This is a genomic window from Rhizobiales bacterium NRL2, from assembly GCA_001664005.1.
GTDB lineage: Bacteria > Pseudomonadota > Alphaproteobacteria > Minwuiales > Minwuiaceae > Minwuia.
Genome location: CP016093.1, coordinates 3,544,227 through 3,558,176, shown reverse-complemented (window position 1 = coordinate 3,558,176; position 13,950 = coordinate 3,544,227). Strand labels below are relative to the sequence as shown.

The 13,950-nt window shown below is 67.9% G+C and carries 16 protein-coding genes; 9 read left to right on the top strand and 7 right to left on the bottom strand.

Going from position 1 to position 13,950, the window contains the following annotated elements:
- Positions 1–27: 27 nt before the first annotated feature.
- Both TEF_16565 and TEF_16560 read right to left on the bottom strand, forming a co-directional pair.
- A complete protein-coding gene (locus TEF_16565; GenBank protein ANK82221.1) occupies positions 28–300 on the bottom strand; it encodes a hypothetical protein in 273 nt (90 codons plus the stop codon).
- 547 nt (positions 301–847) lie between these two features.
- Positions 848–3,184 carry a salicylyl-CoA 5-hydroxylase gene (locus TEF_16560; protein ANK82220.1) on the bottom strand — a complete coding sequence of 779 codons (2,337 nt, stop codon included), beginning with the start codon at positions 3,182–3,184 and terminating at the stop codon, positions 848–850.
- Between the two features lie 167 nt (positions 3,185–3,351).
- Here TEF_16560 and TEF_16555 point away from each other — a divergent pair, with 167 nt between their 5' ends.
- From TEF_16555 to TEF_16525, 7 genes are read left to right on the top strand one after another with little or no spacing between them, the layout of a single operon-like run.
- Entirely contained in the window at positions 3,352–3,789 is a 438-nt protein-coding gene (locus TEF_16555; protein ANK82219.1) for a hypothetical protein, read from the top strand.
- A 10-nt stretch (positions 3,790–3,799) separates the two neighbouring features.
- Entirely contained in the window at positions 3,800–4,240 is a 441-nt protein-coding gene (locus tag TEF_16550; GenBank protein ID ANK83557.1) for a hypothetical protein, read from the top strand.
- Positions 4,237–5,154 carry an RNase adaptor protein RapZ gene (locus TEF_16545; protein ID ANK82218.1) on the top strand — a complete coding sequence of 306 codons (918 nt, stop codon included), beginning with the start codon at positions 4,237–4,239 and terminating at the stop codon, positions 5,152–5,154. The genes TEF_16550 and TEF_16545 overlap by 4 nt, the downstream gene beginning before the upstream one ends.
- 28 nt (positions 5,155–5,182) lie before the next feature.
- Complete coding sequence (locus TEF_16540) at positions 5,183–5,590, top strand: PTS fructose transporter subunit IIA (protein ID ANK82217.1); 408 nt, start codon at positions 5,183–5,185, stop codon at positions 5,588–5,590.
- Between the two features lie 17 nt (positions 5,591–5,607).
- Positions 5,608–5,877 carry a hypothetical protein gene (locus tag TEF_16535; protein ANK83556.1) on the top strand — a complete coding sequence of 90 codons (270 nt, stop codon included), beginning with the start codon at positions 5,608–5,610 and terminating at the stop codon, positions 5,875–5,877.
- On the top strand, positions 5,861–6,823 hold the full coding sequence (locus TEF_16530) for a hypothetical protein (GenBank protein ID ANK82216.1): 963 nt from the start codon (positions 5,861–5,863) through the stop codon (positions 6,821–6,823). Before TEF_16535 ends, TEF_16530 begins: the two co-directional genes overlap by 17 nt.
- Positions 6,820–7,986 (top strand): aspartate aminotransferase, encoded by a 1,167-nt coding sequence (locus tag TEF_16525; GenBank protein ID ANK82215.1) that lies wholly within the window; start codon positions 6,820–6,822, stop codon positions 7,984–7,986. The genes TEF_16530 and TEF_16525 overlap by 4 nt, the downstream gene beginning before the upstream one ends.
- Positions 7,987–8,058: 72 nt before the next feature.
- Here TEF_16525 and TEF_16520 read toward each other — a convergent pair whose 3' ends face one another.
- Genes TEF_16520 through TEF_16510 form a run of 3 tightly spaced genes read right to left on the bottom strand, consistent with a single transcriptional unit; the run spans position 8,059 to position 10,036 of the window.
- On the bottom strand, positions 8,059–8,835 hold the full coding sequence (locus TEF_16520; GenBank protein ANK82214.1) for an enoyl-CoA hydratase: 777 nt from the start codon (positions 8,833–8,835) through the stop codon (positions 8,059–8,061).
- Between the two features lie 32 nt (positions 8,836–8,867).
- Positions 8,868–9,209 carry a hypothetical protein gene (locus TEF_16515; GenBank protein ANK82213.1) on the bottom strand — a complete coding sequence of 114 codons (342 nt, stop codon included), beginning with the start codon at positions 9,207–9,209 and terminating at the stop codon, positions 8,868–8,870.
- Positions 9,206–10,036, bottom strand: coding sequence for a DNA-formamidopyrimidine glycosylase (locus TEF_16510; protein ID ANK82212.1), 831 nt, complete (start codon positions 10,034–10,036; stop codon positions 9,206–9,208). Before TEF_16510 ends, TEF_16515 begins: the two co-directional genes overlap by 4 nt.
- Before the next feature lie 50 nt (positions 10,037–10,086).
- Between TEF_16510 and TEF_16505 the strand changes: the two genes are divergently transcribed.
- Entirely contained in the window at positions 10,087–10,839 is a 753-nt protein-coding gene (locus TEF_16505) for a bifunctional demethylmenaquinone methyltransferase/2-methoxy-6-polyprenyl-1,4-benzoquinol methylase (protein ANK83555.1), read from the top strand.
- Positions 10,840–10,909: 70 nt separating this feature from the next.
- Positions 10,910–12,472 (top strand): 2-polyprenylphenol 6-hydroxylase, encoded by a 1,563-nt coding sequence (locus TEF_16500; protein ID ANK83554.1) that lies wholly within the window; start codon positions 10,910–10,912, stop codon positions 12,470–12,472.
- Here the strand turns inward: TEF_16500 and TEF_16495 are convergent.
- Together TEF_16495 and TEF_16490 are read right to left on the bottom strand one after the other, a co-directional pair.
- Positions 12,469–13,566, bottom strand: a complete 1,098-nt coding sequence (locus tag TEF_16495; protein ID ANK82211.1) for an alpha/beta hydrolase — start codon at positions 13,564–13,566, stop codon at positions 12,469–12,471. The two genes, TEF_16500 and TEF_16495, sit on opposite strands and share 4 nt — an antisense overlap.
- Before the next feature lie 87 nt (positions 13,567–13,653).
- The gene (locus TEF_16490; GenBank protein ANK82210.1) at positions 13,654–13,872 is read right to left on the bottom strand and encodes a hypothetical protein; all 219 of its coding nucleotides are present in this window, start codon (positions 13,870–13,872) and stop codon (positions 13,654–13,656) included.
- Positions 13,873–13,950: the final 78 nt, after the last annotated feature.

The following is a 13,950-nucleotide window of genomic DNA, read 5'->3' as shown; positions in this document are numbered from 1 at the left end:
CACCGGCGAGGCCGGACGCGGGTCCGCTCAGTGGGCGCTGCTGCCGCCTGCTTCCGTGCGCGGCGCGCTGCCACCGGCGCCCTGGGCCTGCCTGTAGGTTTCCAGCAGATAGACGCGGATGGCGCTCGAAAGGTTCTGGCTTTCGCGGTTCGCGTCGATCTCCTCGACCAGTTCGCTCAACTTGATCTGCCGGCCTTCCGCCAGTTCGCGCAGCGCGTCCCAGAAGGCGTCTTCCAGGGAAATGCTGGTCGGGTGGCCGGCGATGCGGACCGACCTCTTGTGGACGGCCGTGCCGGGCACCCGGGGGCGTCGCCCGCCCGGTGTCTGAGAATGTTCTTTCACAACGCTACTCTGCTTTTCATGGCGTGGTCTTTCCGATGCGTCCTGGCGCTGATATCGACATATTGGCAGGTTACTTAGTTTTCAACGCACTTGCTTGGTCAACAAACCGGTCGGCATGCTTCGCTCCTGCACTGGGGTAGATGCGGTGACGCGGTGAACGCGCTTGTTCCCATGGGTTCTTGTTTGAAATGGGGCGAGAAGAGTACAATTCTATGCTCTCCCGACAAGGCCGATTACTGTTCCTTGTTGCGCTCCCACTGTAATTTTTTGAAGTATCTTGCTACCATCCAAGGTTGATCCAGCATGCTGGTACCACGCCTAGGTCGAATCGGGAAGAGAAATACTTCATGTAGTATTATGGTAGCGCGAAAACATGAATGTCTTTACATGGGAGTTGTCGCGTGGCCGCGCGTTCGCCTTGCGTCGCGCCGGGCGGTGACCAATCGGTGACCATCGGCCCGGGCCGGTTGGACCCTCCTGGTTCAGCCGCAGCGGCCCTTTCGCTTCAGTCGGCGGACAGACGGGTCATTTCCGGCCTTGTGGCCCGCGCCTGCCGCCGCAGTTCCGCCAGTTCCTCGCCCTCGCGTGCGGTGGTGACGTAGAGCTGGTCGCGCCCGGCGAGGTAAGGGCTGGGCCATGCCTGCGGCCGGTAGCCGTAGTGCGCCGCCGCATGGAGGGTGAAGTACGGGTCGGCGAGATGCGGGCGGGCCAGGGCCACCAGATCGGCGCGCCCGGAGAGCACGATCGTGTTCACCTGATCGGCAGTGGTGATGTTGCCGACGGCCATGGTGGGGATGCCGAGGTCCTGGCGGACCGCATCGGCGAAGGGCGTCTGGAACATGCGGCCGTAGACGGGCCGCTGGTCAGGCGTCGTCTGGCCCGCCGAGACGTCGATCAGGTCGACGCCCGCGTCCTTCAGCATCGCCGCCGCGGCGAGGAAATCCGCTTCGGTCAGACCCTCCGGCATCCAGTCGGTGGCCGAGAGGCGTACCGACATGGGCTTGTCCGCGGACCAGGCCTCCCGGGCCGCGCGGAACACCTGCAGCGGAAAGCGCATGCGGTTCTCGATGGACCCGCCATGTTCGTCGGTCCGCCTGTTTGTCAGCGGCGAGATAAAGGACGCCAGCAGGTAGCCGTGCGCCATGTGGATCTCCAGCATGTCGAAGCCGGCACGGTCGGCCCGTCGTGCGGCCGCCGCGAAGTCCTCGACCACCCGGTCCATGTCACCGGCCGTCATTTCCTTCGGCACCTGGCTGTCGGGGAAGTAGGGGATGGGCGAGGCCGAGACGATCGGCCAGTTGCCTTCCCTGAGCGGCCGGTCCATCTCCTCCCAGCCGAGCTGGGTCGAACCCTTGCGCCCCGCATGGCCCAGCTGCATGGCGATCTTCGCCGCCGAGCGCGCATGAACGAAGTCGACGACGCGCTTCCACGCGGCCTCCTGTTCGGCGTTCCACAGGCCGGTGCAGCCGGGCGAGATTCGCGCGTCCGCCGAGACGTCCGTCATTTCCGTGAAGATCAGTCCGGCCCCGCCGATGGCGCGGCTGCCCAGATGCACGAGATGCCAGTCGTCAGGCACGCCGTCGCTGGCCGAATACTGGCACATGGGCGAGACGACAACCCGGTTGGCGAGCGTCATGCCGCGCAGCCGGAAGGGCGTGAACATCGGCGGCGGCGTCTCGTTTTCCGGCACCGGCAGGCCCTTCGCGCGGCAGTCGTCGACGAACCAGCGCCCGGCGGTCTCGACCATGGCCGGGTCGCGCATCATCAGGTTGTCGTAGGTGATCTGCTTGGAGCGCGAGAGCATGGAGAAGTTGAACTGCAGCGGCGGCAGACGGAAGTTCCGCTTCACGTTCTCGAACCATTGCAGCGAGACGTTCGCGGCGTGCTGGGTCTTCTCCACCTCCTCGCGGCGCGTGGCGTCGTAGTGGGCCAGCGCCGCCTTGACGTCATTGCCATGGCCGAGCACCGATCCTGCCAGCGCGATGGCGTCCTCCATGGCCAGCTTGGTGCCGGAGCCGATGGAAAAATGCGCCGTGTGCGCCGCATCCCCCAGTATGACCACGTTCTCGTGCACCCAGCTCTCGCAGCTCACGGCGGGGAAACGGCGCCAGACGGAACGGTTGGTGAGCAGCGGGTGGCCCTGCAGTTCCTCGCGGAACAGCGTTTCCAGATAGCGGACGGAGCCTTCCTCGTCGTCCTCGCGCAGACCGGCTGCCTCGAAGGTTTCCGGCGTCGTCTCGACGACCCAGGTCGCCGCCTCGCCGCGGAAGCGGTAGGCGTGGATCATCCAGTGGCCGTGCCGGTTCTCCTTGAAATGGAAGGTGAAGGCCTTGAGCGGGGCGGTGGAGCCCATCCAGGCGAACCTGTTGCGCTTCAGGTCGACCGTCGGGTGGAAGCTCCCGGCATAGGCCGAGCGCACGGTCGAGTTGACGCCGTCGGCGCCGACCAGCAGGTCGCAGTCGCGAAGAGCCTCCACGTCCGTGACATCGGACTCGAAGATGGTTCGGACGCCCAGGTCCTCGGCCCGCTGGCGCAGGATGGTCAGCAGCTCCAGACGGCTGATGCCGCAGAAACCGTGCCCGGTCGAGCGGATGACCTCGCCGCGATAGTGGGTGTCGATCTCTTCCCAGTAGGCGAAGCGTTCGATGATCTGCTCGTAGCTGACAGGATCAGCGTCGCGGAAATGGCCCAGCGTCTCGTCGGAAAACACGACGCCGAAGCCGAAGGTGTCGTCGGGACGATTGCGTTCATGCACCGTGACGTCCAGATCGCTGCGCGCCTTGCGCAGCAGGATCGCGAGATAGAGCCCGGCCGGCCCCCCGCCTATCACGTTGATCTTCATCGGCCATTCTCCATCGCGGGAGATATTTTATACTTAAAGTATTTTGGAGGCCAGCGGCGCGCGCGGGCGGCGGCGGCCGCTCGCCGTTCAGGACTTTGCAAGGCGGCCGCCCCCTGCTTATGTGTGCGCCGGGTTCGGGAGGCAACCGCAATGGGGGAGGAGCCGGCATGGACGCGCGCGCATCGGAACTGACGCTGGCGGAAGCCCGCCGTGGCGCCGAGGAGTGGTTCGCCCCCTGGGTGAAGGATCTCGGCCTGGTCGTGGAGGAGATCGAGCGCGGCCGCGTGCGTCTGCGCATCCCGAAGAACGAGCGGCTGAACCGCGTGGGCGGGATCCTGTCGGGACAGGCCATGATGGCCGTCGCCGACACGGCCATGGTCTTCGCCATTCGGTCCTGCCTGTCGGGCGGCGAGAACATCGCCACGGTGCAGCAGTCGACCAGTTTCTTCCGCGCGGTGGCCGACGCCGACCTGATCTGCGAGGCGCGCGTGGTCAAGGAAGGTCGGACGACCATGTTCGGCGACTGCCTGCTCCACGCCGACGGACAAGCGGAGAAGCCCGCCGCCCAGGCCACGGTGGTCTATGCCGTCATCCCGAAAAGATAGCGGCGTCTCGATCCTTCACGCCACCTGCGTCGAGGTGGATGGTGTCGGGGTGCTGTTCGAGGGGCCGTCCGGCAGTGGCAAGTCCGACCTCGCCCTGCGGTTGGTTGCGGAAGGGGCGCGGCTGGTTGCGGACGACCGCACGGCGCTGTCGACCGCCGGGGGACGGCTGACGGCGCGTGCGCCGGAGCCTATCAGGGGATTTCTCGAGGTGCGCGGCCTGGGAATAGTGCGGCTGGAGCCATCCGAATGCGCCGCCGAAGCACCTGTGGGGGCGCTGGTCGAACTCACCGCCAATCGCATTCTCGTGAAACGGATGCCCGATCCGGCCGAAAGGCCTGTTCTCGGCTTCAACCTGCCATTCCTGGAGCTATATCCATTCGAGGAATCGGCGACCGCTAAGCTGCGCATGTTCCTGCGCACGCTCGCGGATCCGGAGAAGCTGATCGAATGAGCGACGGGAACGAAGAACGTATTGCCGACAGCGGCCGGGTGCTGCTGGTGAGCGGCATGTCCGGCGCGGGCAAGAGCTCGGCCCTGAAGATCCTCGAGGACATGGGCTGGGAGGTCGTCGACAACCTGCCGCTCAACCTGCTGGAGCGGCTGCTTGAGGCCGAGAATGTTCCCGCAGACGAGACGCCGCCGCTCGCCGTCGGGATTGACACCCGCACCCGCGGCTTCGACGCCGACCATCTGGTCGACATGCTGAAGACGCTGCGGACCGGTTCCCGCCGGTCGGTGGAACTCTGCTTTCTGGATGCCGATCCGGACGTCCTGCAGCGGCGCTTCACCGAGACCCGCCGCCGCCACCCGCTGGCCGCCGACCGCGCCGTGATGGACGGCATCCGCATGGAGCGGCGCATGCTGGAGGTGCTGCGGGAACGGACCGACGAGATGATCGACACCTCGGAGTTCGCCCTGCCTGACCTGCGCCGGGTGCTGGGCGCGCGCTACAGCCCGGAACGGCCGGCCGGGCTGCAGGTCTTCGTCACGTCCTTCTCCTACCGCCACGGCCTGCCGCGGGACGCCGATCTGGTGTTCGACGTCCGCTTTCTGCGCAACCCGCACTATGTGCCGGCGCTGAAGCCCGGAACCGGCCTCGACGAGGACGTCCGCGCCCACATCCGCGCCGACGAAGCCTGGGAGCCCTTTCTGCAACAGACCACCGATCTGCTGGCGCTGCTGTTGCCGCGATACGGCTCGGAGGGGAAGTCCTACCTGACGATCGCCTTCGGCTGCACCGGCGGGCGGCACCGTTCCGTCTATGCGGCGAGCCTGTTCGGCCAACGCTTGCGCGGACTGGCCGATCATGTGACCGTTCGTCACCGGGACCTTGACCGGCCGGGCGTGATTCCCTCCCCGGCCTGACGAAAACGGAATCGGAGACATCGCGACAATGATCGGCATGGTGTTGGTCACCCACGGCCGGCTGGCGGAGGAATTCATCGCCGCCACCGAACACGTCGTCGGCGCCCAGCAGAACGTCCGCGCCATTTCCATCGGCCCCGATGACGACATGGACCAGCGGCGGACCGACATCATGGATGCGGTCGGCGACGTCGACGAGGGCGAGGGCGTGATCGTTCTGACGGACATGTTCGGCGGCACGCCGTCCAACCTGGCGATTTCGATCATGGACCAGGGGCGGCTGGAAGTGATTGCCGGCATGAACCTGCCCATGCTGATCAAGCTCGCGACGGTGCGCGAACACAGTTCGCTGAAGGAGGCCGCCGAGACGGCGCAGGAATACGGGCGCAAATACATCAACATCGCGTCCGCCGTGCTGGCGAGCGGGAGCCAGTGAGCGCGTCCTCCCCGCCGGTGATTCGGGAATCGCTCACCATCTGCAACGAAAAGGGCCTGCACGCCCGCGCCGCGGTCAAGTTCGTGCACTGCGCCAAGCAGTGGGGGGCCCGTATCACGGTGGAAAAGGACGGCGTCGCCGTCGAGGCCGACTCCATCATGGGCCTGATGCTGCTGGCCGCGGCCAAGGGCACCGCGATCCAGGTCACGGCCGAGGGCGAGGACGCCGAGGAGGCGGTGGCGGCGCTGGGCCGGCTGGTCGCCGACCGTTTTGAAGAACCCCGCTGACAGGCCGGGCGCGGACGACGCGCCACCCGACTGGCTGGACGACTGGCTGGCTGGCGAGCGCCGCGCGCTGAGCCGCGCGATCACGGCGGTCGAGAACGAGAACCGCGAGGCGACCGCGGTGCTTCGGGCGATGCAGGGCCGCCTGGGCCGCGCCATTTCGGTCGGCTTCACCGGGCCGCCCGGCGCGGGCAAGTCGACCCTGGTCAACGCCTTCGTCCGGGAACAGCGCGAGCGCGGCCGCACGGTCGGCGTCATCGCGGTCGACCCCTCCAGTCCGATTTCCGGCGGCGCGATCCTGGGCGACCGCATCCGCATGACCGGCCATGCCGGCGATGACGGGGTGTTCGTGCGGTCGCTGGCCAGCCGCGGTCACCTCGGCGGGCTGTCGCGCAGCGCCGTCCGCGTGATGGACTGCATGGACGCCGGCGGCCGCGACGTCATCGTCATCGAGACGGTCGGCGCCGGCCAGTCGGAGGTGGAGATCGCCGATGTGGCGGACGTCAAGGTGGTGGTCGCCGCGCCCGGCCTGGGCGACGACGTGCAGGCGATCAAGGCCGGCATACTCGAGATCGCCGACATCCTTGTGGTCAACAAGGGCGACCACCCGCTGGCGGCCCAGACGCTCCGCCATCTGAAGACGATGGCCAGCATGCGGCCCGAGGGGACGCGGCCGGCAGTGCTGAAGACCACGGCGCTGAACGGGGAAGGGGTGGCGGAACTCGCTGCCGCGGTGGACGCGCTGGGGCGGGAGCGCCGCCACGCCGCGCCCATGGCCCGTGCCCGGCGTCTGCTCCGGCGTGCGGCGCTTGATCTGGCGTCGCGGCGTCTCTCGGCGGTCGACAGCGCCGAAGTGGAGCGGCTGGCAAGGGCATTGACGACCGGGGACGCGACAGTGGAAAAGGCGGCCCTCGACCTCCTGCGACTGGCCATGAAGGACGACCGATGAGCCGCACGCCCCCCGAAGTCCGCGACCTGATCCGCGACCTGCCCGATTCGCAGATCCGCGAGGTGGCGCTGGATTATATCGGCAAGCCCGGCCTGATCGCGCTCTGGTTCGGCGAGTCGGACGAGGAGACGCCGGACTTCATCCGCGACGCCGCCAAGGCCGCGCTGGACGCGGGGGAGACCTTCTACGCCCCCAATGCCGGCATCGGGCCGCTGCGCGCCGAGATCCAGGCCTACATGACGCGGATCTACGGCCGCGACTTCGCGCGCGACCGCTTCACGGTCACGGCCTCGGGCATGAACGCGATCATGCTGGCCTTCCAGGCGCTGGTGGACCCGGGGGACAACGTGCTGGTGATCAGCCCGGTCTGGCCCAACTGCGCCGAGACCGTGAAGATCCTGAGCGGCGAGGTGCGCCGCGTGCTGCTGGACGAGCGCGACGGCCGCTGGTCGCTGGACCTCGACCGGTTGTTCGACGCCGCCGACGAGCGCACGAAGGCGGTCTTCATCAACTCGCCGGGCAACCCGACGGGCTGGATGATGTCGGAGGCGGAGCGCGACGCGATCATGGAATGGGCGCGCAGGAAAGGCATCTGGCTGATCGCGGACGACGTCTACGCCCGCCTGGTCTATGACCGCCACCACGCGCCCTCCTTCGTCGAGGTCGCGGACCCCGATGACCGGGTGATCGCCATCAACAGCTTCTCCAAGAGCTGGTCGATGACCGGCTGGCGGCTGGGCTGGATCACGGCGCCAGCCAGCATCGGAGGGGCGCTGGCCAAGCTGAACGAATACAACATGGCGGCGCCGACGACATTCGTGCAGCACGCCGGCGTCGCCGCGCTGCACGATGGCGATCCCTATGTCGACGGGCTGGCCGAGCGGCTGCACCGCCGCCGGGACCTGATCACCCAGTCTCTCGGCCGCTTCTCGCGCGTGCGCTACACGCCGCCCGACGCGGCCTTCTACGCCTTCTTTGCCGTCGAGGGGATGGCCGAGGGCAGCCTCGCCTTCTGCCGCAGGCTGCGCGACGAGGCCGGCGTCGGCCTCGCGCCCGGCAGCGCGTTCGGTCCGGGCGGCGAGGGCTATCTCAGGCTCTGCTTCGCCAGCTCCGAAGCCGCCCTGTCCCAGGCCATGGAGCGCCTGCAGCCTTACCTGGATTGAGTTCAAGCGCCGCCATGTTTCCTCCCCCTTCGATGGGGGAGGGAGAACGTATCGGCGGAATTCTGCTACTTTCTACCTGTTCTTGAAGGCGGGCTTGCGCTTCTCGGCGAAGGCGGCCATGCCCTCGTTCTGGTCCTCGGTCGCGAACAGCGAGTGGAAGACGCGGCGCTCGAACATGATGCCGTCGCGCAGCATGGTTTCGTAGGCCTTGTTGACCGATTCCTTGGCGATCATCACCGACGGGCGCGAGAGCTCGGCGATCTTCGTGGCCGTGCTGACGGCCTCCTCGACCAGGTCGTCGACGGGCACGATGCGGCTCACCAGTCCGGAGCGCTCGGCCTCCTCGGCGTCCATCATGCGCGCGGTGAGCACCATTTCCATCGCCTTGGACTTGCCGACGAAGCGGGTCAGGCGCTGGGTGCCGCCTGCGCCCGGAATGACGCCCAGGTTGATCTCGGGCTGGCCGAACTTGGCGTTCTCGCCGGCCAGAATGAAGTCGCACATCATGGCCAGTTCGCAGCCGCCGCCCAGCGCATAGCCCGCCACCGCGGCGATGACCGGCTTGCGCACCTTGCTCGCGGTTTCCCAGTTGGCGGTGATGAAGTCCTCCATGTAGACGTCCATGTAGGACTTGGGCTGCATCTCCTTGATGTCGGCGCCGGCCGCGAAGGCCTTGGACGAGCCGGTGATGACCATGGCGCCGATGGCGTCGTCGGCCTCATACTTCATCAGTGCGTCGGTCAGCTCGTCCATGAGCTGCTTGTTCAGCGCATTGAGCGCGTCCGGTCGGTTGAGTGTGATCAGCCCGACGGGTCCCCGCGTGTCGGTGAGGATGCATTCATAGGCCATGTCCGGTCTCCCCGTATGTCGGTCGCCGCTGTTCAGCGCGGCGCCAGCCTGAAGGTCACGGCGGTCTCGCCGCCCTGGCCCCTGATTTCCAGTTCCATGCGCTCCCCGTCGCGCAGGAGCTCGCCACCCGGTCCGGCGTTCCAGCCGAGACCGGGCAGGGCCGAGGCGTAGTAACTTTCAACGGCCTCGCGCGCAACAGGTCCGGCTGCGCGTACCACGACGACACGGCCCTCGGCAGTCTCGAACACGGTCTCGCTGTCAGCGTTGACCACCAGGCCCGGCATCAGCGGAATGTCCAGGGTCTCGATCCAGCCGTCGGCCCGCGCCAGCAGTGGCGCGAGGCAGAGTGCGGCGATGGCGGCCAGGCGCCTCATCGCTGGCAGACCCCGCAATGGAACGTCGACCGGCCGGACTGCACCAGTCGCCCCACCGCGCCCTTGCAGCCGGGCTTCCGGCACGGCTCGCCCTCCCGGCCATAGACCCGGAAGTCGTGCTGGAAATAACCCAGTTCGCCGGAGGCCTGGACATAATCGCGCAGCGTCGAGCCGCCGGCGGCGATGGCTTCCTCCAGCACCGCCTTGATTTCCGGGACCAGCCGCTCCGCACGCCGGCCGGCGACGGTGGCGGCGATCCGCTTCGGCGAGATGCCGGCGCGGAACAGCGCTTCGCAGACATAGATGTTGCCGAGGCCGGCGACGATCCGCTGATCCAGCAGCGCGGCCTTGATCGGCGTCCGCTTGCCGGCGAGGCGACGGCTCAGCTCGGCGCCGTCGAAGGCGGCGTCCAGCGGTTCCGGACCCAGCGAGGCGAAGAAGCGGTGGCTTTCCAGCGCGCTGGTCTTGGCCAGGTCGAAGAAGCCGAAACGGCGGTGATCCTGAAAAATGACCGCCGTGCCGTCGTCGGCTACGAAGACGATGTGCTCGTGCGGGCGTTGCGCGTTCGGCAGGGCGTCGTGGATGTGCATCCGTCCCGACATGCCCAAATGCCCGATCAGGGTCTGGCGGTCGTCGAGATCGAACAGCAGGTACTTGGCGCGGCGGCGCAGGGCCTCGACACGGCGGCCGGTCAGGCGTTCGGCCATGTTCTCGGGCAGGGGGAAGCGCAGGTCCGGCCGGCGCACCTCGACACGCGAGAACACGCGCCCCTTCAGGCGGCGCTCCAGTCCGCGACGAACGGTCTCGACTTCGGGCAGTTCCGGCATGGGCCGCAATGTAGCGCGGCCCTCGGGCCTCCGCTATGGTCCATCCCGCCATGACGGACAGCGATGAAGAGAAGGCAAGCTTCGGCTTTTCGGAGGTTCCCGCGGCGGAGAAATCCGCGCGCGTGGGCGAGGTCTTCCGCTCGGTCGCCGGCCGCTACGACCTGATGAACGACCTGATGTCCGGGGGCGTCCACCGCCTCTGGAAGGAACGCTTTGTCGCTTCCCTCCGGCCCCGGCCCGGGGAGCGGGTCCTCGACCTGGCCGGCGGGACCGGGGATATCGCGCGGCGCATCCTGGAACGCACCGGCGGCGCGGCGAAGGTCACGCTCTGCGACATCAACGAGGCCATGGTGGCGGCCGGGCGCGACCGGCTTATCGACCGGGGCGTAGTCCGCGGCATCGACTGGGTCGTGGGCGACGCCGAGGCGCTGCCCTTTCCCGATCACCGCTTCGACGCCGTGACCATCGCCTTCGGCATCCGCAACGTCACCCGCATCCCGAAGGCGCTGACGGAGATGCGGCGCGTGCTGAAGCCGGGCGGGCGTTTCTACTGCCTCGAATTCTCCAGTGTGCGTGCGGCGTTGCGTCCGGCCTACGACGTCTATTCCTTCCAGGTGCTGCCGCGCCTGGGCCGACTCGTGGCCGGTGACGAGGCCGCCTACCGCTATCTTGCCGAGAGCATCCGCCGCTTTCCCGATCAGCGGGCCTTCGCCGCGATGATCGAGGAGGCCGGCTTCCGCCGCGTGGCCCACGAGGATCTGACCGGCGGCGTCGCCGCCATTCACCACGGCTGGCGGATCTGACCCGGATGGCTTCCGGGTACCGATCGCTTCGCGCCCGCGGCGCCGGCCGGCCATGATCGGGTCGGTCGCCATGTTCCGCAAGCTCCGCTATCTCGGTCGGCTGATCGTCATCGCGCGCACCCTGGCGCGTCACGACGCCCTGTTCCCGCTGCAGCAGTTCGACGCCCCGCCATTGGTCGTTCGCCTGGCGCGGCTGTTCGCGCTGCGCAGCCGGAAGAACCGCGAACGCCGCCCCGGCGAACGGCTGGCCGCGGCCTTCGAGGATCTGGGCCCCTCCTTCATCAAGCTTGGGCAGGCGCTGTCGGTGCGCGCCGATCTGCTGGGCGAGGACATTGCCCACGATCTGGACCGTCTGCGCGACCGGCTGCCGCCCTTCCCGTTCGAGAAGGCGAAGGGAAAGATCGAGGATCAGCTCGGCCGCCCGTTGGAAGAGCTGTTCGAGAGCTTCGACGAAGAACCGGTCGCGGCCGCTTCCATCGCCCAGGTTCATTTCGCGACCGTGCGCGACGGCGAGACGATCCGGGAGGTTGCGGTCAAGGTCGTCCGGCCCGGCATCGCGGAAATGATGGAACGCGACCTGGGGCTGTTCTACTGGCTGGCCGCGATGGCCGAGCGGGCCGAGCCCGAGCTTCGGCGGCTGAAGCCGACGGAGGTCGTGCGCACCCTGCAGGAAACCGTCGAGCTGGAAATGGACTTCCGGCTGGAGGCGGCGGCCGCCGACGAAATCGGGGAGATGTTCGAAAGCGATCCCGATTTCGAGGCGCCAGCGGTCGATTGGGAACGCACCGGCGAGTCGGTGCTGACCATGGAGCGGGTGCGCGGCATCTCCATGGGCGACCGCGCGGCGCTGGAGGCGGCGGGCATCGACCTGAAGGACGTCGCGGTCCGCGTCATCCGCATCTTCCTGCGGCAGGCGATGAACGAGGGGCTGTTTCACGCCGACATGCATCAGGGGAACCTGTTCGTGAAGCCCGACGGTGTCATCGTCGCGGTCGATTTCGGCATCATGGGCCGGTTGGACCGGCCAACCCGCATGTTCATGGCGGAGATGCTGGGCGCCTTCATTGCCGGCGATTACCGCCGGGCGGCGGAGGTGCATTTCGCCGCCGGCTACGTGCCGCGTCACAAGTCGGTCGACGCCTTCGCACAGGCCTGCCGCTCCATCGGCGCGCCGATCCGCGGCAAGCCGGTGAGCGAGATTTCCGTCGGCCGGCTGCTGGCGCAGCTCTTCCGCATCACAAAGACCTTCGACATGGAGACCCGGACTGAGCTGCTGCTGCTGCAGAAGACGATGGTCACGGTGGAAGGCGTGGCCCGTGATCTGGACCCGGAGATCAACTTCTGGGAGGCGGCGCAGCCGGTCGTGGAAGGCTGGGCCGAGGAGAATCTGGGGCTGGAGGCGCGCGTCGTCGACGGTCTCGGCACGGCGCTGGACATGATCGACCGGGTGCCCAGACTGCTGGCGCGGACGGAAATCGCCATCGATCGCCTTTCGGCGTTGCCCGTGTTGGCCTCGGAGACCCTCGACGTCACCGCGAAGCGGCGCAAGCGTACGGCCTGGCTCACGGCGGGCGCCGCCGTGATGGGCGGTCTCGCAGGCGCCGTGATCATGGCGCTGGTGCTCAACGGTTAGTCCGCCAGGAAGTCGAGAAGCGCACCGACAACCGCCTCGGGCCGTTCCTGCTGGACCCAGTGGCCTGCGCCGTCGATCAGCGTCGTCCCGCGCCAGTCGGCGCAGGCGCGCTCGGCCATCGCCTGCAGCGCGCCCGGGCGCTGATGGATGCCCCAGTCCCGCGCCCCGGCGATGAAACAGGCGGGCACGTCCAGCCGCCGGCCGGCGAAGACCCGCATGTCGGCCAGATAGGCGGGGTCGGTCATGTTGCGGTACCAGTTGAGCGCGCACTGGAATCCCGTGCTGCGGTAGGCCTCCACATAGACCGCCAGCTCCGCGTCGGTCAGCCAGCCGCAGGCGGCGATTTCTTCCGGCGTCGGCATGTCGGGCGCCACGGTCTCCGCCATGCCGGCATCGCGGTCCATGACGTAGTAGGTCGGCAGTTTCGCCAGTTCCTCCGCGCTCCACGCCGCCAGTTCATATGGCCGGTTGCCCGGCCAGTCGCCGCTCTTCGCGTGGTAGTAGGCACGCAGGAAGTCGTGCAGGCCCTGCGGCGCATTCAGCATGTCGCGGTTGGCTTCGAGCGTGACGTAGTACCATTGGTAATGCTTGCGCGGGCGGGCGAGAGCGGCGAGGTCGGCGTGGATATCGCCGCTGCCGGCCCTCGGCGCCAACGGCGGCGGGCCGCCGAACGGCGCGCTCATCAGCGCCGCGCGCCGGAAGACGTCTGGCCGGATCAGAGCGCAGTGCGCCGCCACCGGCGAGCCGAAATCGTGTCCGACGACGGCCGCGACCTCTCCGATGTCGAGGGCCTTGAGCAGCCCCAGCGCGTCGGTCGCCAGGTTCAGCATGCGGCAGGCCCGCTCCGGGTCCTCGAAACCGGGGTCCCAGCCTGTGGTCCGGCCATAGCCGCGCTGATCGGGCGCAATGACCCGGTAGCCGGCGGCGGCCAGCGGCGTCATCACCCTGCGCCAGGAGAAGGCGAGCTCCGGAAAGCCGTGGAGCAGCAGCAGGACCGGCGCGTCGGGTGAACCGGCCTCCAGGTAGAACATCTCCAGCCCGTTCAGATTGTCCACGCGCCCGGAGCGGACGCCCGACGGCAACAGGTCTTCCATGATGCGGCTCCTTTCGCGGCGTTCCGGGCGCCAGCGTAGAGCCTCAGCCGTCGACGACGAAGACCTTCTGCGCCGCGCAGGCCGCGGTCAGGGCCGCATGAAGGCGTATTGCTCGTCGGGGTCGAGATTGTCGATGATGTAGCGCAGTTCCTCGGCGATCTCCTCGATCGGCCGGTTCTCGCGGTAGATCTGCATGACGAAGGACATCATCGAGCGCGCGACTTCCTCGCGGGAATAGCCGGTTTCCGCGGCCTCGGCGACGGCGGCTTCGACGTGCTTCTTCACGATGGTCGAGATCGAGGCCATTGACGCCCCTCCATGCGTTGTTCCCAGAATGACGCGAGCATAGCGGCGGCGGCGCCCGGCGATCTTGATCTGGCTCAA

Coding starts and splice junctions, on each gene's coding strand:
- TEF_16560 (ANK82220.1), bottom strand. CDS start 3,184: ATGAAGATCAACGTGATAGGCGGGGGGCCGGCCGGGCTCTATCTCGCG.
- TEF_16555 (ANK82219.1), top strand. CDS start 3,352: ATGGACGCGCGCGCATCGGAACTGACGCTGGCGGAAGCCCGCCGTGGC.
- TEF_16545 (ANK82218.1), top strand. CDS start 4,237: ATGAGCGACGGGAACGAAGAACGTATTGCCGACAGCGGCCGGGTGCTG.
- TEF_16540 (ANK82217.1), top strand. CDS start 5,183: ATGATCGGCATGGTGTTGGTCACCCACGGCCGGCTGGCGGAGGAATTC.
- TEF_16525 (ANK82215.1), top strand. CDS start 6,820: ATGAGCCGCACGCCCCCCGAAGTCCGCGACCTGATCCGCGACCTGCCC.
- TEF_16520 (ANK82214.1), bottom strand. CDS start 8,835: ATGGCCTATGAATGCATCCTCACCGACACGCGGGGACCCGTCGGGCTG.
- TEF_16515 (ANK82213.1), bottom strand. CDS start 9,209: ATGAGGCGCCTGGCCGCCATCGCCGCACTCTGCCTCGCGCCACTGCTG.
- TEF_16510 (ANK82212.1), bottom strand. CDS start 10,036: ATGCCGGAACTGCCCGAAGTCGAGACCGTTCGTCGCGGACTGGAGCGC.
- TEF_16505 (ANK83555.1), top strand. CDS start 10,087: ATGACGGACAGCGATGAAGAGAAGGCAAGCTTCGGCTTTTCGGAGGTT.
- TEF_16500 (ANK83554.1), top strand. CDS start 10,910: ATGTTCCGCAAGCTCCGCTATCTCGGTCGGCTGATCGTCATCGCGCGC.
- TEF_16495 (ANK82211.1), bottom strand. CDS start 13,566: ATGGAAGACCTGTTGCCGTCGGGCGTCCGCTCCGGGCGCGTGGACAAT.
- TEF_16490 (ANK82210.1), bottom strand. CDS start 13,872: ATGGCCTCGATCTCGACCATCGTGAAGAAGCACGTCGAAGCCGCCGTC.